Source organism: Cellulophaga lytica DSM 7489 (genome assembly GCF_000190595.1).
Taxonomy (GTDB): Bacteria; Bacteroidota; Bacteroidia; order Flavobacteriales; family Flavobacteriaceae; genus Cellulophaga; species Cellulophaga lytica.
This window is the reverse complement of record NC_015167.1, coordinates 3742888-3765936: the sequence shown is the minus strand read 5'-3', so window position 1 is coordinate 3765936 and position 23049 is coordinate 3742888. Positions and strand designations below refer to the sequence as shown.

Sequence of the window (23049 nt, the reverse complement as noted above, 5' to 3'; positions counted from 1 at the left end):
TTTGGTTAGTATTGTGTTCTCACTGAAAGAAAATACGGGGATCTTAACTTCCTTATCAGGGGAGGCAAATATGTGAACAAAATTTCTAAAAAAAAAATCAATTACTATTGAATTTGAAGTTTTTTTTTTGCATGTTGTAAGCATAGAATTTCCCATCCTTTAAATATATAATTTTTGTTGATATAATATGCGAAAAAATAAAATTTCTTTTACTGTAAGATACGGAGAAACAGATCAAATGGGTGTGGTATATCACGGGAATTACGCGCAATACTTGGAGTTAGGGAGGTTAAGCTGGCTTAAAGATTTAGACGTTTCCTACAAAAAAATGGAAGAAACCGGAGTTATACTGCCAGTAATTTCTTTACAAATAAATTTTAAGAAATCTGCGCTATATGATGACACTATAACGGTGGTTACTAAACTTAAAAAAAAGCCTTCTGTTAAGATAGAATTTGACTATGAAATTTATAATGAAAATGATGAATTATTAGTTACAGCAAATACCGTTTTGGCTTTTTTAAATAAAGAAACTAAAAGACCTATAAAATGTCCGGATTATGTTTTAAAAAAGATTGATGATTATTACGATTTTTAATCTTTGATTTTTATATACTGCATGGTATTAAAAATAGTAAAAATTTCATTGGCTTTTGTTTTTCTAACAGATATTACATAGGTGCAATTGGCTTCTAGTTTTTGAGAAACAATGTCTAGTTTTTTTTGTTTAATAACTCTCATTACGCTATTCATATCTTTATAGTCAAATGTAAGTGCGTATAGTTTTGTTATTATTTTCTTTTTAATTTCCGCTTCATCTAAAGCTATTTGTGCAGCAGTTTTATAGGCGCTTATTAATCCTCCAACGCCTAACTTTGTACCTCCAAATATTCTGGCAACAGCAACAAGTACATTTGTAAGGTCATAAGCTTGTATTTGTCCGTATATAGGAAGTCCGGCAGAGTTGTTAGGTTCGCCGTCATCATTAGCTCGGTACCGTATGGTATCTGTTCCTAATTGCCAAGCATAACACACGTGGTTTGCTGTGTGATGTTGTTTTTTTAATTTTTCAATAATTGGTTTAACATCGTCTTCGGTAGTTATAGGAAATACGTAACCAAAAAATTTACTTTTGCGGTCTTTGTATAGTATTTCTGGACTTGGTTTGTCTATTGTTAAATAAGTATCTTTTTCTTTATTCATACTTTAATGCCATTAATAGTATACTGCAAACAGCTAAACCTATACCTAGCCAGTTTTTAGTACTTAATTTTTCTTTAAAAAAGAATATACCAATAAGTGTTGTAAATAAAACTATAGCAACATTATTAATTGTAAAAATAGATGCACTTGTAAAATTAGATTCTCTTAATGCCTTTATAAGGTAATATATAGAGAAAAAGTTAGGAATACCAAGACAAATACCACCAAGAATATTTTTGAAATTTAATTTTATAGGGTGTTCTTTTGTTCTTATTAAAATAAATAACACTCCAAATATACCTGCTGCTAAAAATATGAAAGAAGAAAATAAAGGAATTTTGGCTTCTTCAACATAAGCTTCTTCTAAATATTTAATAGTAATATCTATGGTTCCTGATCCTAAAAACACTAAAAAGGGTAGTAGTAATGCTTTTTTATTAAAGGTGCTGTTGTTTTTGGTAGATGCAAGGTAGACTGCAGATAGTGCCAGTAATATACCTATTGTTTTAATACTGGTAAGTGTTTCGTTATATAAAAAAATACCACCAAGTACAGGAATAACTAATGACATTTTAGTAGCTACAGAGGCAACAGAAACTCCAAGGTCTTGAGATGTTTTAGCCATAATGTAAAAAACAAGTATAAATAGAATGCCTAAAAATAAAGCGCCACCAAACCAAGGCTCAAGAGGTATTTTTGCAGGTGTAATAGTATTTTTGTAAAAAAATAAACCAACTAAACAAGCTACAAAGTAATTTGTAATTATAGCATATAATGTTTGTACTTTAAAAGTATGAAAAAGCTTAAATACAATAAAAATTAAACTAGAAAATAAAATACTTAATAATAAATTTATCATTCCTATAATTTACTCTTTAGGTTGATGATGTCTTCATTGCCAACTTGCAAATTCCAGCTTTTAATTCCTAATTTTTCTGCAGCAATTGTATTTTCTTCTGTGTCATCAATAAAAAAAGTTTCTTTAGCATTTAAGTTGTTTTCTTTTAATACAAACTCGTAAATATTAGCATTAGGTTTTCTAAAATTAATTAAATGGGACAAGTAAAATTGCTCAAAACAAGCTTTAAATCTATCATATCTTTCAGTTCCCATATTTTTAATAACCTGCTCTATATGTAATTCATTTGTATTGCTAAGCAAAAATAAACGGTAATTTTTCTCTTTAGCTAATGTTTCTATAAATAGTAAACGTTCTTCAGGGAAATCTAAAATAATTTTATTCCAAGCATTTTTAAGTTCTTGTGGTGTGGCAGTAGGAAAAATTTTGTTTGTTTTATTTATAAAATCATCAGAAGAAATTAACCCCTTTTCATAATTCTTCATTAATACGTCTAACTCAGGGCTAATTTTAGTAAAGCCAAATTTACTTAATTCTAATGCGGTAGCTGTTTTGTTTAGGTTAATAAAAATATCGCCAAAATCAAAAATTATATTCTTAATCATTATAGTAGGTCTTTAAGGTATCAGTTTTAATAGTGTTTGTGCTTTTTAGCTTTCCTGTAAATTTTGGTGCTGCAATACCTTTATTAAAGTTTGTTGTGCCAGTAAAAACACGTGCTTCATCCCAAAGATTTTCGTTAATAAAGGTCTGTAGTGTTTTTGAGCCACCTTCAATAATTACGCTAAGTATATTGTGCTTATGTAGAATATTGCAAATTTGCATAGCTAAAGGTTTTTTAAAGTTTACACTTTCATAAATAATACCTTGTAGTTGTTCATTTTTATTAGACTCTTTTGTTATTACAATAGTTTTTACAGACGTATTTAATATGTTTTTGCTTGCATCAATCTTTAAATTTTGATCTATAATAATTCTAGTAGGAGACTTTCCGTGCCAATTTCTAACATCCAGTTTAGGGTTGTCTTCTATAATTGTATTTGTGCCAACTAAAATACCTTGTTCTTCACTTCTCCATTGGTGTACAAGTTGTCTGGCTGCTTTTGTAGTTATCCAAAAAGGTTCTGGTGTAGCGCTTCTTTTTTCTTGCAGTGGCGCAATAAAACCATCATTAGTTTCTGCCCATTTTAGAATAATATATGGTCTTTTTTTCTCGTAAAAACATAAAAATCTATTATGGTGCTCTCGGCATTCTTCTTCTAAAACACCAATAGTTACATTGCAACCAGCAGCTCTAAGTTTTTTAATTCCATTGCCAGCTACTTTTTCATGAGGATCCTTAAGACCAATAACTATATTAGGTATTTTGTGTTTTATAATTAAATCTGCACAAGGAGGAGTTTTTCCGTAATGGGAGCAAGGTTCTAGAGTAACGTAAATGGTAGACTCCTTTAAAACAGACTTGTCTTTAATGCTATTTATAGCGTTAACCTCTGCGTGGGAGCCACCGTAAGGAGAGGTGAAACCTTCTCCTATTATAGCGTTATTGTGTACTATTAATGCACCAACCATTGGGTTTGGAAAAGTAGATCCTAAACCGTTTTTGGCTATTTGTATACAGCGTAAAATGTATTTTTCATGTATCTTCACTTCGCAAAAATAGAATAATATTAAGATATAGTTTTTGTTTTATGGAGAATGTGGTAATAAGGCCTATTTTACAGAAAGATAATGAGGCTGTGGCAGAGGTAATTAGGCAAGTTTTGGTAGATCTTGGTGTGCCAAAAGTTGGTACTGCTTATGCAGATAAAGCATTAGATTGTATGTATGAAAACTACAATGTGCCCAAAGCAACTTATTTTGTAGCAGAAGTAAATGGTAAAATTTTAGGTTGCGCAGGAGTTGCTCAATTAGAAAACTATAAAGGTAATGTTTGTGAACTTCAAAAAATGTATTTTTTAGAAGAGGCTAGAGGCAAAGGTTTGGGAAGTAAAATGATGAATGCTTGCATTGCTAAAGCTAAATATTATCGTTTTAATAAATGTTATTTAGAAACAATGCCATATATGAAAGATGCTCAAAAGCTGTATAAAAAAACTGGTTTTGAGTATATAAATGAGCGTATGGGAGATACAGGTCATTATTCTTGCCCTGTTTTTATGCTGTTAAATTTATAGTTATATAAGTTGTTAGAATTTTTTTATTATTAATAGTAAAAAAGCAATTAAAAAACTTGTTTTAAATATGTTGTTAAAAGAGATAAAGAAAATTTATCATATAGAATTGGATGCTGTTTACCCTGTAGAAGAGGTAGATAGTTTTTTTTATATGGCAATTGAGCATTATTTAAAACTAGAACGTTTTGTGCTTGCGTTAGAGCCTAATTATGTAGTTACCAAAGACGAAGAGTCCACTTTGTTTTTGGTGGTAGATAAACTTAAAAAGCATATACCAATACAGTATATTTTAGGAGCGGCACATTTTATGGGGTTGGATTTTAATGTAAATACTAATGTGTTAATTCCTAGACCAGAAACAGAGGAGCTGGTAAGTTGGATTTTAAACGAAGTAAATGTTAACCAAGAAATTGCCATTTTAGATATAGGTACTGGTAGTGGTTGTATAGCAATAACACTAGCTAAAAACTTACCAAAAGCTAAGGTGTTTGCTTTAGATATTTCTAAAGAAGCTATTTTGGTAGCTAAAAGTAATGCAGAGGCTAATAATGTAACTGTAACTTTTTTGGAGCAAAACATTTTAGAAGAGCCTAGTTTAAAGCAAAAATTTAATATTATTGTTTCTAATCCTCCTTATGTTAGAGATTTAGAGAAAAAAGAGATGAGTGCAAATGTGTTAGAGCATGAGCCTAATTTAGCACTTTTTGTGTCGGATAATAATCCGTTAGTATTTTACAAGGCTATAACAAACTTTTCTGTAAATCATTTAAGAGAAAATGGTAAGTTGTTTTTTGAAATTAATCAGTATTTAGGAGAACAAACTAAGGAGCTTTTAGTAGGGCTAAACTATATAAATATCAAATTAAAAAAAGATATGTATGGTAATGATAGAATGCTAAAAGGGGAAATAAGTCGTTAAAAAAATATAAGCAAATACTAATTAACAATAGTAGTAAGCTGAATAAAATAAAAGTTAAAAATGTCTGTAAAAGAGCAAATTGAAGCGTTACGTGAAGAGTTGCGTAAGCACAACCATAATTACTATGTTTTAGATACTCCAACAATATCAGATTATGATTTTGATATAAAGTTAAAAGAGCTACAAGCATTAGAGGCTAAGCACCCAGAGTTTTATGATGCTAATTCGCCTACACTACGTGTGGGTGGTGAAATCACTAAAAACTTTAATACAGTTGTGCATGAGCACAGAATGTATTCTTTAGATAACTCGTACTCTAAAGAAGATCTTTTAGATTGGGAAAAAAGAGTAGAGAAAATATTAGGAGATTCTAATATAGAATTTACGTGCGAGTTAAAGTATGACGGAGCTTCAATAAGCTTAACTTATGAGGAGGGTAAATTAGTGCGTGCTGTTACTCGTGGAGATGGTTTTCAGGGAGATGACGTAACCACTAACATAAAAACAATTAAATCTGTTCCGTTACAGTTAAAAGGAGATTACCCTGCTAAGTTTGATATTAGAGGGGAAATTGTGTTGCCGTTTGAGGGTTTTTATAAAATGAACGAAGAGAGGATAGCCAATGGCGAGGATCCTTATATGAACCCCAGAAATACTGCATCTGGTAGTTTAAAATTGCAAGATAGTTCTTTAGTGGCGCAACGCCCGTTAGAGTGTTTGCTGTATAGTGTTGTTGGTGCTAATTTAAATTTAGAAACACAGTTTGAAGCGTTAGAAAAAACACGTTCATGGGGATTTAAAGTGCCAACTGTAGCTAAACTATGTAAGAGTGTAGACGAGGTTATGGCTTTTGTTGAGTATTGGGATGTGCATAGGCATGAGCTACCATATGAAACAGATGGTGTTGTGGTTAAAGTTAATACGCTGCGTTACCAGGAGGAGTTAGGTTACACCTCTAAATCGCCACGTTGGGCTATGGCTTATAAGTTTAAAGCAGAGCAAGTTTCTACAGTTTTAAATGAAATAAGTTACCAAGTTGGTCGTACAGGAGCAATTACTCCAGTTGCAAATTTAGCGCCTGTTTTGTTGGCAGGTACAACGGTTAAAAGAGCATCTTTACACAATGCAGATCAAATAGAAAAGTTAGATGTTAGGGTAGGAGATGCTGTTTTTGTAGAAAAAGGAGGAGAAATAATACCTAAAATTGTTGGTGTAAATTTAGATTTGAGACCACAAAATTCTGAACCTACAAAATATATAGACCATTGCCCTGAGTGTAATACAGAGTTAATTAGAACCGAAGGAGATGCCAAACACTATTGTCCAAACGAGTATGGTTGTCCGCCGCAAATAACAGGTAAAATTCAGCATTTTATATCTAGAAAAGCAATGGATATTGATGGTTTAGGGAGCGAAACTGTTGAGCTATTGTTTAAAGAGGGGTTAATACAAAACTATGCAGACCTGTATGCTTTAACTGTAGACCAGTTGTTGCCTTTAGAGCGTATGGCGAAAAAATCTGCAGAAAATTTGGTAAAAGGTGTAGCTGCTTCAGTAGAAATACCTTTTGAGCGTGTGTTGTTTGCTTTAGGTATACGTTTTGTTGGTGAGACTGTTGCTAAAAAGTTAGCTAAAGCTTATAAAAACATAGATGCTTTAATGTATGCATCTGCATTAGAACTTGCTACTGTAGATGAAATAGGAGAGCGTATAGCATCTAGTGTAGTAGCATTTTTTCAGAACGAAATTAATTTAGATATTATAAACAGGTTAAAAGGGTATGGACTTCAATTTCAGGTTTCGGCAGAAAAACTTTTAAATCAAACTGAAAAATTAAAAGGAGAGACTTATGTTGTTTCTGGTGTCTTTGAAATGAGTAGAAACGACCTAAAAAAACTAATAGAAGACAACGGAGGTAAAGTTGGATCTTCTATTTCTTCTAAAACAACTTTTTTAGTTGCCGGAGATAAAATGGGCCCTAGTAAACGAACTAAGGCAGAAAGTTTAAATGTGCCTATTATCTCAGAGCAAGAATTTTTGGCTAAATTAAGTTAATTTTAAAAACAATGTAAATATCTAGTAATAAAATACTTATGTTTTTGTTTTTTGTTGAAGTCATCAATTGTTATATTTATAACAAAATGTTTTATTTAAAAAACAAAGTAGCTTTGTATCTTTGCATTAAATTGTGCTAGATAATAATTACATTTGTGTAAATGTAAAATTGCATGTTAAAAGGCATAAAAAATAAATTTAAGCGCAAGGCTGCTGTAAAGTTTTTAAACGAAAACAAAAACAAACGTGTTGCTTGTTCTAGAGTTAAAAAAGGAATAAGTAAAATAGGATGTATTGTAGATTTAGATAACGTGCCAGATGGTACAATATTTAATCAGTTTATTAAAGAGTTTTCATTACAGCCAAATGCACTAAAAATTATAGGATATAAGGCAGAACATGATAAAAATTCGCCTTACTCTACACCTGTTTTTTCTGAGGAAGATTTAGGTTGGGGAGCAAAAATAGAGAATAGTTATGCATTAGAATTTCTAGATAACGAGTACGATTTGCTTATTAGTTATTATACAGAAGATAATTTACTATTGCAATTAATGACTATGCAATCTAAAGCCAGGTTAAAAGTTGGTTTTGGTGAAGTAGATGAAAATTTAAATGATTTAATCTTAAATATACCTATTAAAGATTTTAACATTTTTAAAAAAGAGCTGGGAAAATATCTCTCGGTTTTTAATGAAATATAATAAGAACGTACTACGTATTGCAGCACGTTCTTAAATTTTGATTATTAAATTTATACGTGTGAAAGAATTAGTTGGTACTGGTGTTGCGCTAGTTACACCTTTTAAAGAAGATTTGTCTGTAGATGTTACAGCGTTACAAAATATTGTAGAATACAATATAGCTAATGGCGTTAATTATTTAGTGGTTTTAGGGACTACAGGAGAACCAGCAACGCTTACAGCAGAAGAAAAACAATTGGTAATAAATACTGTTGTTAAAGTTAATGCAGGAAGATTGCCGTTGGTTTTAGGTATAGGAGGTAATAATACAATGGCTGTGGTTGCAGAGCTAAAAGAAAGAGATCTTAGTAACTTTTCTGCTATACTATCCGTGTCTCCATATTACAATAAGCCAACTCAAGAAGGAATATACCAACATTTTAAAGCAATTGCATTAGCATCACCAAAACCAATAATTGTATATAATGTGCCTGGTAGAACAGGAAGTAATATGCTGCCCTCTACAACTGTTAGGTTAGCAAAGGATTTTGACAATATTGTAGCTATAAAAGAAGCTTGCGGAGATATGGTTCAAATTTTATCTATTATAAAGAATAAGCCAAAAGATTTTATGGTAATTTCTGGAGACGATTTTACGGCACTTTCTACAGTTTTAGCAGGAGGATCTGGGGTTATTTCAGTAATAGGGCAAGGGATTCCGGCAGAGTTCTCTAAAGTAATATCTCTTGGTTTAGAAAATAATGCAGCAGATGCGCATGCCTTATACAATACACTGCATGATGGTATAGATTTTATTTTTAGAGAGGGTAACCCAGCAGGTATTAAAGCTATTTTTGAAAATTTAAACTTGGCAACAGCAAAAGTTAGGCTTCCTTTGTTAGAGGCAACTCCAGAATTAAAGGCAACTATACAAACATTTATGAATAGTTTTAATAAGCAATTGGTGTAAATTTTAGTGTGCAAATTAAAATTTAAGTTAAAACTTAGCCAAAAACTAAGGTAAACAATATTCACATTCCTATTTTAGCAGTATAAAAAATGTTTTTTATATCCGTATATATTAACTAATTTTGCAAAATGTTTTTAAGAATGAAGAAATTATTACCACTTTTATTGTTGGTGTTAATCTTGGGCTCTTGTAGCGAATACCAAAAAGTATTAAAAAACCAAGATGTTAAAGCTAAATATGAAATGGCCGAGAAGTTTTATGACGAAGGCGATTTTAAAAGAGCTAACCGTTTGTTAGAGCAAATAGCTTCTAAATATATAGGTAAACCACAGGGAGAGCGTGTAATGTTTTTCTTTGCAAATAGTTACTATCAAATAGGGCAGTATAATGACGCAGGGTATCAGTTTGAGCGTTTTGTAAAAGCGTATCCTAGAAGTGAAAAAATGCAAGAAGCATCTTTTTTAGGAGCTAAAAGTTATTCTTATTTATCTCGTAAATATTCTTTAGATCAGACAGATACCGATAAAGCATTGTTAAAAATACAAAACTTTATTAATACTTATCCAGACTCTGAATATTTGCCAGAAGCTAACGAAATAGCAGCTTCTTTAACAAGAAAAAAGGAGAAAAAAGCGTTAGAGATAGCAAAGCAATTTACTAAATTAGGAGAGTTTTACGATTTAGAGTACTCAATATCAGCAATAAAGGCATTAGAAAACTTTATGTTAGATAATCCAGGAACTATATATAAAGAAGAAGCATTATATTACAAAACACTTGCTGCTTACAATTTAGCAATAAATAGTCATCCTAATAAAAAGGAAGAACGTTTAAAAAATGCTAATGAAGCTTACGGTAAGTTAATTAAAACTTTTCCAGAAACAGAATTTGCTAAAAAAGCAAACAATATGAAGGAGAAAATAGACAAAGAATTACAAAATTATTCAAAATAAATATTAGGCTATGAATATGAACGACTTGAAAAATTCAAAAGCAGCTGTATCTACAACTACAATTAATAAAAATGAGTTTGATGCTGGTACAGGAAACATATATGAAGCAATTTCTATAGTTTCTAAAAGAGCAATACAGATAAACTCTGATATTAAAAAAGAACTTTTAGAGAAGTTGGAAGAGTTTGCTACTTATAATGATAGTTTAGATGAAATTTTTGAAAACAAAGAGCAGATAGAGGTTTCTAAGTTTTATGAAAAATTACCAAAACCACACGCTTTAGCGGTTACAGAGTGGTTAGAAGATAGAATTTACCATAGAAATACAGCGAAAGACTCATAGAAATGTTAGGTGGTAAAAATATCCTTTTAGGAATAACCGGAGGTATTGCCGCATATAAAACTACATTTCTTGTTCGCTTACTTATAAAAGCTGGCGCTAACGTTAAAGTTATTTTAACGGATAGTGCCAGCTCTTTTGTTTCTCCGTTAACCTTAGCTACGCTTTCTAAAAATGCTGTATTAACATCTTTTGTTAGTGAGGACAAGGAAGAAGGAACATCTTGGAACAACCACGTAGAAATGGGTTTATGGGCAGATTTAATGGTTATTGCTCCGGCAACGGCAAACACTTTGTCTAAAATGTCTAATGGTGTTTGTGACAATTTGTTATTAGCAACCTATTTATCAGCTAAATGTCCTGTTTTTTTTGCTCCTGCTATGGATTTGGATATGTATAAACATCCGTCTACTGTAGCTTCATTTAGTAAGTTAGCTTCATTTGGTAATATTATGATTCCTGCAGGGAGTGGTGAGTTAGCAAGTGGCTTACACGGTGAGGGCAGAATGGCAGAACCAGAAGACATAGTACTACATTTAAAACAATTTTTAAACACAGGTTTACCGCTAAGTGGTAAAAAAGTGGTTATTACTGCTGGCCCTACATATGAAGCTATAGATCCTGTGCGTTTTATAGGAAATCATTCATCAGGGAAAATGGGGTTTGAGTTGGCTTTAGCAGCAGCAAATAAAGGGGCCAAAGTTATTTTGGTTTCAGGTCCATCACACTTAACTATTTCTCATGATAATGTTACATTGGTGCGTGTAAAATCTGCAGATGAAATGTATAGTGAAGTTCATAAGCATTATGCAAATGTAGATATAGCTATTTGCGCAGCTGCAGTAGCAGATTATAAGCCTAAAACTATAGCAGACCAAAAAATAAAAAAGAATGATGCTGAAATGCAGATAACTCTTGTAAAAAACAAGGATATCTTATTTTCTTTAGGAGAGCAAAAAAAGCATCAATTTTTGGTTGGCTTTGCATTAGAGACACAAAATGAGGTAGAAAATGCTACTAAAAAGCTAAAAAAGAAGAATTTAGATATTATAGTGCTTAATTCTTTAAATGATAAAGGTGCTGGTTTTGGAAAATCAACCAATAAAATAGCTATCATAGATAAGAAATTAAATATAAAAACGTTTGAACTAAAGACAAAGGCAGATGTTGCCTTAGATATTGTAAATGAAATTATTATAAAGACTAATGTATAAACTTGTAATTGCTTTTTTTTGTTTTGCTATTTTTTCTTCTGCAACAGCACAAGAGTTAAATTGTACAGTTACTATAAACTCAGAACAAGTAGGGCAAACCAACCAACAAGTTTTTAAAACATTAGAGCGTGCACTTAATGATTTTATGAATAAAACCAAGTGGACAAACCGTATTTATAAAGAACAAGAGCGTGTAAACTCTAGAATGTTTATTACTATAACAGAGTACTCATCAAGTAGTTTTAAAGCAAACATTCAAATACAATCTTCTAGGCCTGTTTTTAATACTTCTTATGAAACGCCTATATTTAACTATAAAGACAATCAATTTAATTTTAATTATATAGAATTTCAGCCTTTAGTTTACAACCAAAATACTTTTGATTCTAATTTAGTAGGTGTAATGTCTTATTACGCATATATAATTCTTGGTTTAGATGCAGATAGTTTTGCTTTAGAAGGTGGAACAGAGTATTTTAAAAAAGCACAAGGTATTGTAACACAGGCACAAGGTAGTAGTGCAGCAGGCTGGAGCCAATCTTCTAGTGAAAGAACTCGTTTTGAGCTAGTAGATAATATTTTGTCTAATGCTTACAGGGAGTATAGAGTTGCAATGTATAATTACCATAGAAAAGGTATGGATGTACTTGCAGATAATAACAGCACAGGAAAACAAGTAATTTCTGGTACATTACGTTTGCTATCTACTATAGCAAAGCGTAGAACAAATGCTTTTGTATTGCAGACTTTTTTTGATGCAAAATCAGATGAAATTGTAAGTATTTTTTCTGATGGGCCTAAAATGGATGTTGTAAAGCTTAAGGAAGTTTTAAATACTGCAGCACCTTTTTATTCTAGTACGTGGAATAAAATAAAATATTAACCCTCACTTTTTATATTATAATTATATTTGGTGTAATTTTTAATTACACAAATTGTTAGTATCACTTTCTATAAAAAATTACGCTTTAATAGACCATTTAAATGTGTCTTTTACCAACGGTTTTACAGTAATAACTGGTGAAACTGGTGCAGGAAAATCTATATTATTAGGTGGCTTAGCTTTAGTGTTGGGTAAACGAGCAGATCTATCATCATTAAGAGATAAAGAAAAAAAATGTGTTATAGAGGCAGAGTTTTCTATTAGCAAATACAATCTTAAATCTTTTTTTAATGAAAATGACGTAGATTATGAGGAAAACACCATTATTAGAAGAGAAATATTACCAAGTGGTAAGTCTAGAGCTTTTATTAATGATTCTCCTGTGAGATTAGCAACATTAACTACTTTAGGAGATAGTTTAATAGATGTTCACTCGCAAAACCAAACACTGCAATTAGGAGATAATGCTTATCAATTTAAAGTTATAGACGGTTTAGCTTCTAATGCAGATCTTTTGGCTACTTATGAGAAAAACTTACGTTTATTTAAAAAAGAGGCCAAAGCCTTAGAGTTGTTACAGCAAGTAAAGCAAGAAGGAATAAAAGAACATGATTACAATACTTTTTTATTAAGTGAATTGGAAAGTGCACCTTTAAAAGAAGGAATTTTAGAGGAGTTAGAGGAGCAATATGAGCAGCTTAATAATGTAGAAAACATTATGGAGCATTTGTCTAAAGGGCATCAATTAATATCTGATGAGCAAGTTGGTATTTTAACGTTGTTGGCAGAATTAAAACAAGCATCTAGTAAGTTGGCAGGTTTTGGGGCTCAATTTACAAGCTTAAATGATCGTGTGCAATCTGTATTTATAGAGGTTGATGATATTTTTGAAGAGTTTGAAAGTTTAGAAAATAACGTAGAAGCTAACCCTAAATTGCTTGAGGAAGTAAATGTTAAATTGCAATTGTTGTATGATTTGCAAAAGAAACATGGTGTTTTAGAGGTAAAAGAGCTTTTGCAAATAAAAGAAGACTTAGCGCAAAAAGTAGATGCAACAGAGAATATAGATGCAGCTATACAGGCAAAAGAAGCAGAAATTGCAGCTCAAGAAAAAGCATTAAATACAATTTGTACAAAAATTAGCAAACAGCGTAAAGCAATTATACCAGAATTAAAACAGCAGTTAGAGTCTATTTTAGCTTCTTTAGGTATGCCTAGTGCAGAATTTAAAATTGAAATAAATGAAGCACCAAGCTTTATGTATAATGGTAAAGATGAGCTAGTTTTTCAGTTTTCTGCAAATAAAGGATCTAGTTTTGGAGAATTAAAAAAGGTAGCGTCTGGAGGAGAGCTTTCTCGTATAATGTTAGCAATTAAAGCAGTGTTGGCTAAATATGAAGATTTACCAACGCTAATGTTTGATGAAATAGATACAGGTGTTTCTGGAGAAATATCAAATAGAATGGGGGTAATTATGCAAGAAATGAGCAGTAGTATGCAAATTTTTTCTATAACACATTTACCTCAGGTGGCGTCAAAAGGTAACCATCATTATAAAGTATATAAAGAAGATAAAAATAACGTAACGCACACACAAATGAAGCAACTTACTACAGAAGAAAGAGTAGTGGAGTTAGCAGAAATGTTGGGTGGTAAAGATTTATCAGATTCTGCAATAGCGCATGCTAGGCAGTTATTAAATTAGAAGCATTGCATTCTACTTTTTTTGAATATCTTTACGCGCACATAAAATTACCAAAATAAATAGCAAATGGCATACAATTTATTAAAAGGAAAAAGAGGTATTATATTTGGAGCATTAGATGAGAATTCTATAGCTTGGAAAACTGCAGAAAGAGTACACGAAGAAGGTGGTACTTTTGTGTTAACTAACGCACCAATAGCAATGCGTATGGGGCAAATTAAAGAGTTAGCAGAAAAAACAGGATCAGAAATTATACCTGCAGATGCAACTAGCGAAGAAGACTTAAATAATCTGGTAGCTAAAGCTACAGAAATTTTAGGTGGTAAGTTAGACTTTGTTTTACATTCTATTGGTATGTCTGTAAACGTAAGAAAAGGTCGTGCTTATACAGATGAGAAGTATGATTTTACTGCAAAAGGATGGGATGTTTCTGCATTATCTTTTCATAAAGTAATGCAAAGTTTATATAAGGCAGATGCAATGAACCAATGGGGTAGTATTGTAGCCTTAACTTATATGGCGGCACAACGTACTTTTCCAGATTATAATGATATGGCAGATAATAAAGCATATTTAGAGTCTGTTGCACGTAGTTTTGGTTATTTCTTTGGTAAAGAAAAGCAAGTACGTGTAAATACAATTTCACAGTCTCCAACGCCAACAACTGCTGGTCAGGGTGTTAAAGGTTTTGGTGGTTTTATTGCTTATGCAGACAAAATGTCTCCGTTAGGTAATGCTACTGCTCAAGATTGTGCAGACTATACTGTTTCTTTGTTCTCAGATTTAACAAAGAAAGTAACTATGCAAAACCTATTTCATGATGGTGGTTTTTCTAATACAGGAGTTAGCCAAGAGGTAATAGAGCATTTTACAGAAGAATAAGAATATTATAATATAGTAAAAGCCATCCTTTTTCTGGGGTGGCTTTTATGTTTACAGTGGTACTACATGAATTTAATGTTTTCTTTTATAGTTCCGGTTTATAACAGACCTAATGAAATTAGAGAGCTGTTGCAAAGCTTAGAGCAACAAACCTATAATAAGCCTTATGAGATTGTTATTGTAGAAGATGGCTCTACAATAAGCTCAGAAAAAGAGGTTTCTCTTTTTCATAATTTACCAATATCATACTATAAAAAAGAAAATTCAGGTCCTGGAGATTCTAGAAACTACGGAATGCGTAAAGCAAAGGGTAATTACTTTATTGTATTAGATTCAGATTGTATTTTACCACCACATTATTTAGAAACAGCAGAAACATCGTTACAAAACAATTATGTAGATTGTTACGGTGGGCCAGATGCTGCTCATGAGTCTTTTTCTACGGTGCAAAAAGCAATTAACTATGCAATGACCTCGTTTTTTACAACAGGTGGTATACGCGGAGGTAAAAAAGCAGTAGATAAGTTTCAGCCACGTAGTTTTAATATGGGAATTTCTAAGGTAGCTTTTGAAAAAACTGGTGGCTACGGAAATATTCATCCGGGTGAAGATCCAGATTTAACCATTAGAATTTGGAACAACGGTTTTACAACAAAATTAATTCCAGAGGCATATGTGTATCATAAACGTAGGATAGACTGGAATAAGTTTTACATTCAGGTAAATAAGTTTGGTATGGTTCGTCCAATATTAAATAAATGGCATCCAGAAACGGCTAAAATTACGTATTGGTTTCCGGCCTTATTTTGCTTTGGATTTTTAATGTCATTATTAGCTTCCTTTTTAGGATTACCTTGGTTTTTATACTGTTATAGCTTATATTTTGCAGTATTGTTTGTAGATTCGTTATTAAAAAATAATAGTATAGTAATAGCATTTTTATCTTTAGTTGCAGTTGTAATACAGTTTGTGGGGTATGGCTATGGCTTTTTAAAGTCTACATTAACATTAAACTCAAGTAAAAAAAGTGCGCAAGAGTTGTTTCCTAAATTATTTTTTAAATTATAAAGGTGTTAAGTAAAGTAAAAAACAGTTTAAATAAACGAAAAGTGAAAATTTTTTCACTCTTTCTACTATGTGCTACATTGGCTTGGTTTGTTAGTAATTTATCTGATTCTTACACCGCTAATACATACTTTAATTTAGAATACGTGAACGTGCCAGATAGCTTGTTTTTTGCTCAAAAACACAAAACAGAAGTACAGGTAAAAGTGCATGCAGGAGGTTTTCAACTATTACGTTTAAATATTTTTAGAAAAAACATAAAAATTGATTTATCTAACGTAGAGGAAAAAGAAGATAGATATTTTTTAAGGCAGTCGGTTTTTAGAAAGCAAATAGAGCAGCAGTTACCAAATTCTTTATCGCTAACAGAAGTTGGTTATAGTGACACTTTGTATGTAGACCTTTATAAACTACACTCTAAAAAAGTGCCGGTTTTAGCAAATATAAAGGTAGATATGGCACAAAATTATGTGTTAGAAAAAGGTATAAAAATAACTCCAGACTCTATAAAAGTATCTGGACCTAAATCTGAAATAGACACTATTGTAAAAGTAACAGCGGAGGACTATAATTTTAGTGATGTATCATCAGATATTAGTAAAACATTACAGTTAATACTGCCTAAGGATTTAGCTAATACTAAGTTTTCAGACAAAGAAGTTGTTGTTTCTGGAAGTGTATTTCGTTTTTCAGAAAAATTAATTACAGTGCCAGTTACAGTTTTAAATTTGCCAAATGAAATAAGTATCAGAACTTTTCCTAGCGAGGTATCTATCTTATGTAAAGCAAATGTAGAGGTATTAAAAAAAGTTACGGCAACGGATTTTAGTTTAACAGCAGATTTTAATGATTATGTAGATGAAAATTCGCCAATATTAAAATTAAGTCTTACTAAAAAACCAGAAGGTGTTTATAGTGCAAAGTTAAAAGAAGAGTCTGTAGAATTTATTTTAAACAGAAAATGAAAATTGTTGGTTTAACAGGTGGTATAGGTAGTGGTAAAAGTACTGCAGCTAAAATGTTTGCAGACTTGGGTGTGCCTGTATATAATTCTGATACAGAGGCAAAAAAATTAATGCATACCTCTGCTAATGTAAAAGAGCAAATTATACAATTACTTGGTGCAGAAGCATATAAAAATGGATTTTTAAATAGAGAGTATATAGCCCAAAAAGTTTTTTCTAAAGCTAATTTATTAGAACAATTAAACGCTATTGTACACCCAGCAGTAAGAATACATTTTTTAGAATGGGCTGAAAAACAAAACGCACCTTATGTTATACAAGAAAGTGCAATTATATTTGAGAATAACAACCAAGATTTTTATGACTACATAATTTTGGTAACAGCACCCTTAGAAGTCAGAATAGACAGAATATTAAAAAGGGATAATACTACACGTGAAAAAATTCTTTCTAGAATGGACAATCAGTGGACAGATGAAAAGAAAGAAAAAATGTCTGATTTTATGTTAATAAATGAAGATATTGTAAAGTTAAAGTTAAAAATCAGAGAAATTCATTATATATTAAGGGAGTTGTCTTAAAAACCGTTAAAGTTTAACTGTTAGTGTTAAGGTTAGGTTAAACCGGACAGACTATATATGTTAAAATCTTAATTTTGCCCAAATGAACAAGAAGTTATTGGTTATACTTATTGTGTTGATGACCTTGTCTTTGCTTGGAATTATATTTGTACAGGCATATTGGATTAAAAAATCTATAGAAGACAAAGAGGAGCAGTTTTATCAAACCGTATCACAGGTTTTAGATAATGTAGCAGGTAAGATAGAGACTAGAGAAATTAATGAGTACGGAAATAAGTTAATAGCACTTAAAGATAGTGTTGGTAAACCATCTGAATTTCAAATTAGAGATATCTTTTTTAAAGAGATAGATGAAGACTCTAGAGAAGTAACCATTTATAATCACGGAATATTAAAAGAGAATTATAATATTCCACCTTCGTTCTTTGACAATGATCTTTTTAATGATAGTACAACAACTATTACCAGTTACACCAGTAAAACTGTAGAAACAGTTTTTAAGGAAAATTTTGGTATGGATGGTAAAGGATACAGCTTTACGCCAATTAAAACAATAACAAAATTTGGAGATATATCTAGGTTTGAGCGACTGCAGTTTGAAGAAATGTTTAGAGATGCAGCAAACAGAAAACCTATGTATAAGAGGGTTTCTAAGGAAGAAATTAGATCTTCTTTAGAAGAAGAGTTTAAAAACAGAAAAATAGATATTGATTTTGAATTTGGTATTTATAGCAAAGGGTTGCCAACATCTGTAAAATCTAGAAAATTTAAGTTTGACCCCGAAACTGTTAACAGAACACCAATATTTAGAGATAGTGAAGGAAAAACAGATTTTTCACTATTGGTTTCGTTTCCAGAAAAAAAGGAATACTTAGTAGGTTCTATTTTAGGTATGGCTATTATTACCTTTTTATTTACCACAATTATACTTATTACCTATATAGGCGCTATTTACCAGTTAATTAGGCAGAAAAAAATATCAGAAATTAAAACTGACTTTATAAATAATATGACCCACGAATTTAAAACCCCAATTGCTACAATAAATTTGGCAGTAGAGGCTATTAGAAACCCGGGAACTATTGGAGATAAAGAAAAAGTTGGACGCTACCTGCAAATGATAAGAGATGAGAATAAACGAATGCATGCGCAGGTTGAAAATGTATTACGTATTTCTAAATTGGAGAAAAACCAATTAGATATTAGTAAGGAAAGAGTAGATGTGCACGACATAATTGAAGACGCTATAACGCATGTAGAGCTTATTGTAGATGATAGAGGTGGTTATATAAACACACACTTAAATGCAAAGCGTACAGATGTTTTAGCTAATGAAATGCACTTTACAAATGTGTTGGTAAATGTTATGGATAATGCTATAAAGTACTCTCCAGAAGCGCCAAAAATAGATGTGTACACAGAGAGTACAAAAAACAGTATTCTTATAAAAATAAAAGATCAAGGTTCAGGGATGAGCAAAGCTGTTCTTAAAAAAGTTTTTGAAAAATTTTATAGAGAACACACAGGAGATATACATAATGTAAAAGGGCACGGTTTAGGACTGGCCTACGTAAAAAAAATAATAGATGATCACCAAGGTGAAGTATATGCAGAAAGCGAAAAAGGAAAAGGAAGCACTTTCTACATTAAATTACCTATAATTTAATAGATATGGAAACAGTAAACAAGAAAATACTTTTGGTAGAGGATGATCCAAATTTTGGAATTGTTCTTAAAGATTATTTAGGAATGAATAATTTTGACGTTGTTTTAGCTAAGAACGGAATGGAAGGTTTTGAAAAATTCAAAAAAGACATTTATGATGTTTGTATTTTGGATGTGATGATGCCTTACAAGGATGGATACACGCTAGCAAGAGAAATTAGAGAAAAAAATGAGAACGTGCCAATTGTTTTTCTTACTGCAAAAACAATGAAAGAAGATGTGCTTAAAGGGTACAAAGCTGGTGCAGATGATTATTTAAACAAGCCTTTTGATTCTGAAGTTCTTTTAATGAAACTTAAAGCTATTTTGCAAAGAAAGTCTTCTAATACAATGGCAGACAGTAAAAAGTTTGAGTTTACAATTGGTGATTTTAAATTAAATTCTAAACTTAGATTTTTAAAATATAAAGAAGAAGAAGCAGTTAAATTATCTCCTAAAGAAAATGATCTTTTACGTTTATTAGCTTTACATGAAAACGATTTAATGCCTAGAGAATTAGCATTAACTAAGATTTGGAGAGATGATAACTATTTTACATCTAGAAGTATGGATGTTTATATAGCTAAACTTAGAAAATATCTTAAAAAAGATGAGAATGTAGAAATTTTAAACATTCATGGTGAAGGTTTCCGTTTGGTTATTAAAACTGAAGAAGAGTCTTAATTAATAGATATTTATATATAAAAAACCATCCAATTTTGGATGGTTTTTTTATGCTTGTAATTTATCTTCAATTTTAGAAATAATGTTTTTAGGATTGTCGTTAAAATTTACCCAAAGCGTTTCTTTATTTTTATTAAACCAAGTTAATTGTCTTTTAGCAAATCTTCTGGTATTTTTTTTAATTTCAGAAATGGCAAAATCCAGCGTCCAATTATGGTTAAAAAACTGAAATAGCTCCTTGTAGCCAACAGTTTGTAGAGCATTAAGGTTTTGATGCTTTGTTAATGCTTTAGCTTCATCTAACAAGCCATTTTGCACCATAATATCTACCCTTTTGTTAATTCTTTCGTATATAATTTCTCTATCTGCCTTAATGCCAACAGTAATTGTGTTAAACGATCTTTTAGGCTTTTCTTGATTTAAAAAAGTAGAGTAGGGCTTGCCAGAACCAATGCATACCTCTAAAGCTCTAATTAACCTGTGTGGATTATCTTTGTCTACTTTGGTGTAATATTCTGGATCTAAAGCTTGTAGTTTAGTTTGTAAAGCAATAATACCTTTTTCTTTAAATAAAGTGTTTAAATCTGCTCTAACACTAGCATCTATTTTAGGAAAACTATCTAAACCTTTAGTTACAGCATTTACATACAAACCACTACCACCAACCAATATTACAATATCATTTTCTTTAAAAAGTTGTTCTAGTTTATAAAGAGCTTCTTTTTCATAATCGCCTACAGAATAGGATTCTAAAATACTTTTATGTTGAATAAAGTGATGTGGTGCAGCGGCAAGTTCGTTAGTATCTGGTACAGCAGTACCAATAGCCATTTCTTTAAAAAACTGACGAGAATCTGCAGAAATTATATGTGTATTAAAGTGTTGAGCAAGTGTAATTGCCAATTTTGTTTTGCCAATTGCAGTAGGTCCTACCACAGCTATTAGAGTTTTAGTAATCACTATACTTTTTGGGTTTTAATCGTCATCATCTTCTGTTAACTTATAACCACATTTGCGGCAATAGTCTGCATCAGATCTTTTAATTTCACAACTACAATTAGGACAAGATCTACCCTCATCCATTGTTTTATTTGGGTTTAAGTTAGATGCATACTCTGCTGATACAATACCTGTAGGCACTGCAATAACTCCATAACCAATAATCATAATTAAAGTGGCTAAAAATTGTCCCATTGGTGTTTCTGGAGAAATATCTCCATAACCCACTGTGGTTAGTGTTACAATGGTCCAATATACACTGTGTGGTATACTGTTAAAACCGTGTTCTGGTCCTTCAATTAAATACATTAAAGTACCTAGTAGTACAGATATTATCAATACAAAAAATACAAATACAGATATTTTTGTTCTACTAGCTCTTAAAGCATTAATTAGCTTGTTAGATTCGCCAACAAAGCGCACTAATTTTAATATTCTAAATACGCGTAATAAGCGTAGAGCTCTAAAAGCAGTTAAGTATTGTGACCCAACAAAAAAGAAAGCAAGGTACTTGGGTATTGTGGATAAAAAATCAATAATACCAAAAAAACTAAAAACGTATTTTTTAGGTTTATTAATGCAAATAACCCTTAATATATATTCTATAGAGAATAAAATGGTTACTACCCATTCTGATATATTTAAAAAACGGTGATGTTTAGTATCAAAACGAGGCACACTTTCTAGCATTACAATTATAACGCTATACACAATTAATACAAGCAATAAAATATCAAATAATTTACCGGCAGGTGTGTGTGTGCCATAAATTATTTCGTGAATTTTAGCTTTCCAATTTTTAGATGGTTTTTCGTTTTTCAATGGTTAGTGTAGTTGTATTTGTTGTACTCTTTTATTTTTTCTAAGATAGGTTAAAATTAGGTGAATGGTGTTTTGGGTACTTTTCATATTGGTAATAATAGATTCTAAGATATGAATATTATTTATTTGATGATTTAAATTGTAATATCCATAGCCTTTAAATTCTCCATTTTTAATTAAAATAGCAGAATATTCACCTATTTCTCTGCCTTTATCTTTTATTAATATATTTTTTCCGGCTAGGCTATATGTTTCAATTACCTGTTTTACCCTAGCGTTGTAAACTTCTGTGGCTTCTTTTTTTATACAGGCACCATTACATGTACCATCTTCATAATTTCCACAGTTAGTTTTTGCTTCAGAAATATAATTTACCTTGTTGCAAAGTGTAAACTCTTTGCTGGTTTTATGAACAAAATTTTTAGCAGCAATGTAACTACTAAAAGTACCTATTGTTTGGTCTGTAGTTGTAGTTTTATCAATAAATAAAGACAAGTAGCCATCTTTATTTTCTTTTATAAAAACACCATAATTAAATAGCTTTTTACGTATGCTACTATTATATTTTGGTTTAACTCTGCGTAATTCTTCGTTTTCTTTTAGAGTAGCAATTAGGTCGTTTCCTGTTTTTTCAAATGTAACCTTACGTGTTTGCTTTTGTAGTTTTTTAGCAACATTAGAAACGCCTGTAAAGTGTTTGTTTACTTTTTTCTTAATATCTGTAGATCTCCCCAAAAAAATTAAATCACCATCTTTATCATACATATAATAAACTCCAGTATCATTAGGTAATTGTTCTACAAGATTTATTTGTCTGTCTGAAAGTTCTCCCATAGAACCTTCTTTTATAACAGTTTTAATAATGCTTTTGTTAGAGTCTTTAGCAAGCAATAGTTTAAACAATTGTAATGTAGCAAGTGCATCTCCATTAGCTCTGTGTCTGTCACTAACAGGTATGCCTAGTGAGCGTACCAATTTACCTAAGCTATATGATTCTTTATCTGGTATAAGTTCTTTAGATAGGTTAACGGTACACAAGGTTTTGCGTTCAAAATTATAGCCTAAACGCCTAAACTCGGTTCTAAGAATTCTGTAGTCAAACTGTGCATTATGTGCTACAAGAACTGCGTCTTCTGTAATTTCTACAATCCGCTTGGCTATTTCATAAAACTTAGGAGCGGTACGTAGCATTTTGTCATTAATGCCAGTAAGTTTTACTACAAAAGGCTGTATTTCTTTTTCTGGATTAACTAAACTAATAAATTTATCTACAACTTTATGGCCATCAAATCTATGAATAGCAATCTCTGTTATTCCTTCTTCATTAAATTTACCACCTGTGGTTTCAATATCTAAGATTACGTACATTAAATTTGTTTAGCCTGT

24 protein-coding genes are annotated in these 23049 nt (G+C 31.2%); 17 read left to right on the top strand and 7 right to left on the bottom strand.

Features of this window, described 5'->3' with window-relative positions; translation table 11 throughout:
- The first annotated feature begins 187 nt into the window (after nucleotides 1–187).
- On the top strand, nucleotides 188–598 hold the full coding sequence (locus tag CELLY_RS16565) for an acyl-CoA thioesterase (RefSeq protein ID WP_013622862.1): 411 nt from the start codon (nucleotides 188–190) through the stop codon (nucleotides 596–598).
- On the opposite strand, the gene CELLY_RS16560 is transcribed toward CELLY_RS16565, so the two are convergent.
- From CELLY_RS16560 to ribD, 4 genes are read right to left on the bottom strand one after another with little or no spacing between them, the layout of a single operon-like run.
- Nucleotides 595–1203: an IMPACT family protein gene (locus CELLY_RS16560; protein ID WP_013622861.1), complete on the bottom strand. Its 609-nt coding sequence runs from the start codon at nucleotides 1201–1203 to the stop codon at nucleotides 595–597. The two genes, CELLY_RS16565 and CELLY_RS16560, sit on opposite strands and share 4 nt — an antisense overlap.
- On the bottom strand, nucleotides 1196–2062 hold the full coding sequence (locus CELLY_RS16555) for a DMT family transporter (RefSeq protein ID WP_013622860.1): 867 nt from the start codon (nucleotides 2060–2062) through the stop codon (nucleotides 1196–1198). Before CELLY_RS16555 ends, CELLY_RS16560 begins: the two co-directional genes overlap by 8 nt.
- A 2-nt stretch (nucleotides 2063–2064) precedes the next feature.
- Nucleotides 2065–2667: an HAD-IA family hydrolase gene (locus CELLY_RS16550; protein ID WP_013622859.1), complete on the bottom strand. Its 603-nt coding sequence runs from the start codon at nucleotides 2665–2667 to the stop codon at nucleotides 2065–2067.
- Nucleotides 2660–3712, bottom strand: a complete 1053-nt coding sequence (gene ribD, locus CELLY_RS16545; protein ID WP_013622858.1) for a bifunctional diaminohydroxyphosphoribosylaminopyrimidine deaminase/5-amino-6-(5-phosphoribosylamino)uracil reductase RibD — start codon at nucleotides 3710–3712, stop codon at nucleotides 2660–2662. Before ribD ends, CELLY_RS16550 begins: the two co-directional genes overlap by 8 nt.
- 41 nt (nucleotides 3713–3753) lie before the next feature.
- Here ribD and CELLY_RS16540 point away from each other — a divergent pair, with 41 nt between their 5' ends.
- From CELLY_RS16540 to CELLY_RS16465, 16 genes are all read left to right on the top strand, one after another.
- Nucleotides 3754–4239: a GNAT family N-acetyltransferase gene (locus CELLY_RS16540; protein ID WP_013622857.1), complete on the top strand. Its 486-nt coding sequence runs from the start codon at nucleotides 3754–3756 to the stop codon at nucleotides 4237–4239.
- Between the two features lie 67 nt (nucleotides 4240–4306).
- Nucleotides 4307–5158 carry a peptide chain release factor N(5)-glutamine methyltransferase gene (prmC, locus tag CELLY_RS16535; protein ID WP_013622856.1) on the top strand — a complete coding sequence of 284 codons (852 nt, stop codon included), beginning with the start codon at nucleotides 4307–4309 and terminating at the stop codon, nucleotides 5156–5158.
- Nucleotides 5159–5218: 60 nt separating this feature from the next.
- Nucleotides 5219–7213, top strand: coding sequence for an NAD-dependent DNA ligase LigA (gene ligA, locus CELLY_RS16530; protein WP_013622855.1), 1995 nt, complete (start codon nucleotides 5219–5221; stop codon nucleotides 7211–7213).
- A gap of 173 nt (nucleotides 7214–7386) precedes the next feature.
- Entirely contained in the window at nucleotides 7387–7917 is a 531-nt protein-coding gene (locus CELLY_RS16525; protein WP_013622854.1) for a DUF6913 domain-containing protein, read from the top strand.
- Nucleotides 7918–7975: 58 nt separating this feature from the next.
- On the top strand, nucleotides 7976–8866 hold the full coding sequence (gene dapA, locus CELLY_RS16520; RefSeq protein WP_013622853.1) for a 4-hydroxy-tetrahydrodipicolinate synthase: 891 nt from the start codon (nucleotides 7976–7978) through the stop codon (nucleotides 8864–8866).
- Between the two features lie 140 nt (nucleotides 8867–9006).
- A complete protein-coding gene (locus tag CELLY_RS16515; protein ID WP_013622852.1) occupies nucleotides 9007–9819 on the top strand; it encodes an outer membrane protein assembly factor BamD in 813 nt (270 codons plus the stop codon).
- A 10-nt stretch (nucleotides 9820–9829) separates the two neighbouring features.
- Nucleotides 9830–10162, top strand: a complete 333-nt coding sequence (locus CELLY_RS16510; protein ID WP_013622851.1) for a DNA-directed RNA polymerase subunit omega — start codon at nucleotides 9830–9832, stop codon at nucleotides 10160–10162.
- A 2-nt stretch (nucleotides 10163–10164) separates the two neighbouring features.
- Nucleotides 10165–11373: a bifunctional phosphopantothenoylcysteine decarboxylase/phosphopantothenate--cysteine ligase CoaBC gene (gene coaBC / locus CELLY_RS16505; protein ID WP_013622850.1), complete on the top strand. Its 1209-nt coding sequence runs from the start codon at nucleotides 10165–10167 to the stop codon at nucleotides 11371–11373.
- Complete coding sequence (porD, locus tag CELLY_RS16500; protein WP_013622849.1) at nucleotides 11366–12256, top strand: type IX secretion system protein PorD; 891 nt, start codon at nucleotides 11366–11368, stop codon at nucleotides 12254–12256. Before coaBC ends, porD begins: the two co-directional genes overlap by 8 nt.
- A gap of 52 nt (nucleotides 12257–12308) precedes the next feature.
- Entirely contained in the window at nucleotides 12309–13961 is a 1653-nt protein-coding gene (gene recN, locus CELLY_RS16495) for a DNA repair protein RecN (RefSeq protein WP_013622848.1), read from the top strand.
- Nucleotides 13962–14027: 66 nt separating this feature from the next.
- Nucleotides 14028–14843: an enoyl-ACP reductase FabI gene (locus tag CELLY_RS16490; protein ID WP_013622847.1), complete on the top strand. Its 816-nt coding sequence runs from the start codon at nucleotides 14028–14030 to the stop codon at nucleotides 14841–14843.
- A 66-nt stretch (nucleotides 14844–14909) separates the two neighbouring features.
- Entirely contained in the window at nucleotides 14910–15911 is a 1002-nt protein-coding gene (locus CELLY_RS16485) for a glycosyltransferase family 2 protein (RefSeq protein WP_013622846.1), read from the top strand.
- Nucleotides 15912–15952: 41 nt separating this feature from the next.
- On the top strand, nucleotides 15953–16873 hold the full coding sequence (locus CELLY_RS16480; protein WP_148228915.1) for a CdaR family protein: 921 nt from the start codon (nucleotides 15953–15955) through the stop codon (nucleotides 16871–16873).
- Nucleotides 16870–17454, top strand: coding sequence for a dephospho-CoA kinase (gene coaE / locus CELLY_RS16475; protein ID WP_013622844.1), 585 nt, complete (start codon nucleotides 16870–16872; stop codon nucleotides 17452–17454). The genes CELLY_RS16480 and coaE overlap by 4 nt, the downstream gene beginning before the upstream one ends.
- Before the next feature lie 82 nt (nucleotides 17455–17536).
- Nucleotides 17537–19120, top strand: coding sequence for a sensor histidine kinase (locus tag CELLY_RS16470; RefSeq protein WP_013622843.1), 1584 nt, complete (start codon nucleotides 17537–17539; stop codon nucleotides 19118–19120).
- Between the two features lie 5 nt (nucleotides 19121–19125).
- Nucleotides 19126–19842 (top strand): response regulator transcription factor, encoded by a 717-nt coding sequence (locus tag CELLY_RS16465; protein ID WP_013622842.1) that lies wholly within the window; start codon nucleotides 19126–19128, stop codon nucleotides 19840–19842.
- 48 nt (nucleotides 19843–19890) lie between these two features.
- On the opposite strand, the gene miaA is transcribed toward CELLY_RS16465, so the two are convergent.
- The 3 genes from miaA to CELLY_RS16450 are packed head-to-tail and all read right to left on the bottom strand — an operon-like array spanning nucleotide 19891 to nucleotide 23031.
- The gene (gene miaA / locus CELLY_RS16460; protein WP_042257548.1) at nucleotides 19891–20799 is read right to left on the bottom strand and encodes a tRNA (adenosine(37)-N6)-dimethylallyltransferase MiaA; all 909 of its coding nucleotides are present in this window, start codon (nucleotides 20797–20799) and stop codon (nucleotides 19891–19893) included.
- Nucleotides 20800–20817: 18 nt separating this feature from the next.
- A complete protein-coding gene (locus CELLY_RS16455; protein WP_013622840.1) occupies nucleotides 20818–21663 on the bottom strand; it encodes an ion transporter in 846 nt (281 codons plus the stop codon).
- Between the two features lie 3 nt (nucleotides 21664–21666).
- Nucleotides 21667–23031, bottom strand: a complete 1365-nt coding sequence (locus tag CELLY_RS16450; RefSeq protein ID WP_013622839.1) for an exonuclease domain-containing protein — start codon at nucleotides 23029–23031, stop codon at nucleotides 21667–21669.
- Nucleotides 23032–23049: the final 18 nt, after the last annotated feature.

What these genes read in the sequence shown, in the direction of transcription:
- CELLY_RS16470 (WP_013622843.1), top strand. Translation starts at nt 17,537, where the DNA reads ATGAACAAGAAGTTATTGGTTATACTTATTGTGTTGATGACCTTGTCT.
- porD (WP_013622849.1), top strand. Translation starts at nt 11,366, where the DNA reads ATGTATAAACTTGTAATTGCTTTTTTTTGTTTTGCTATTTTTTCTTCT.
- CELLY_RS16490 (WP_013622847.1), top strand. Translation starts at nt 14,028, where the DNA reads ATGGCATACAATTTATTAAAAGGAAAAAGAGGTATTATATTTGGAGCA.
- CELLY_RS16560 (WP_013622861.1), bottom strand. Translation starts at nt 1,203, where the DNA reads ATGAATAAAGAAAAAGATACTTATTTAACAATAGACAAACCAAGTCCA.
- CELLY_RS16465 (WP_013622842.1), top strand. Translation starts at nt 19,126, where the DNA reads ATGGAAACAGTAAACAAGAAAATACTTTTGGTAGAGGATGATCCAAAT.
- CELLY_RS16540 (WP_013622857.1), top strand. Translation starts at nt 3,754, where the DNA reads ATGGAGAATGTGGTAATAAGGCCTATTTTACAGAAAGATAATGAGGCT.
- CELLY_RS16555 (WP_013622860.1), bottom strand. Translation starts at nt 2,062, where the DNA reads ATGATAAATTTATTATTAAGTATTTTATTTTCTAGTTTAATTTTTATT.
- coaE (WP_013622844.1), top strand. Translation starts at nt 16,870, where the DNA reads ATGAAAATTGTTGGTTTAACAGGTGGTATAGGTAGTGGTAAAAGTACT.
- prmC (WP_013622856.1), top strand. Translation starts at nt 4,307, where the DNA reads ATGTTGTTAAAAGAGATAAAGAAAATTTATCATATAGAATTGGATGCT.
- CELLY_RS16550 (WP_013622859.1), bottom strand. Translation starts at nt 2,667, where the DNA reads ATGATTAAGAATATAATTTTTGATTTTGGCGATATTTTTATTAACCTA.
- ligA (WP_013622855.1), top strand. Translation starts at nt 5,219, where the DNA reads ATGTCTGTAAAAGAGCAAATTGAAGCGTTACGTGAAGAGTTGCGTAAG.
- CELLY_RS16515 (WP_013622852.1), top strand. Translation starts at nt 9,007, where the DNA reads ATGAAGAAATTATTACCACTTTTATTGTTGGTGTTAATCTTGGGCTCT.
- CELLY_RS16450 (WP_013622839.1), bottom strand. Translation starts at nt 23,031, where the DNA reads ATGTACGTAATCTTAGATATTGAAACCACAGGTGGTAAATTTAATGAA.
- CELLY_RS16525 (WP_013622854.1), top strand. Translation starts at nt 7,387, where the DNA reads ATGTTAAAAGGCATAAAAAATAAATTTAAGCGCAAGGCTGCTGTAAAG.
- CELLY_RS16565 (WP_013622862.1), top strand. Translation starts at nt 188, where the DNA reads ATGCGAAAAAATAAAATTTCTTTTACTGTAAGATACGGAGAAACAGAT.
- coaBC (WP_013622850.1), top strand. Translation starts at nt 10,165, where the DNA reads ATGTTAGGTGGTAAAAATATCCTTTTAGGAATAACCGGAGGTATTGCC.
- CELLY_RS16485 (WP_013622846.1), top strand. Translation starts at nt 14,910, where the DNA reads ATGAATTTAATGTTTTCTTTTATAGTTCCGGTTTATAACAGACCTAAT.
- CELLY_RS16510 (WP_013622851.1), top strand. Translation starts at nt 9,830, where the DNA reads ATGAATATGAACGACTTGAAAAATTCAAAAGCAGCTGTATCTACAACT.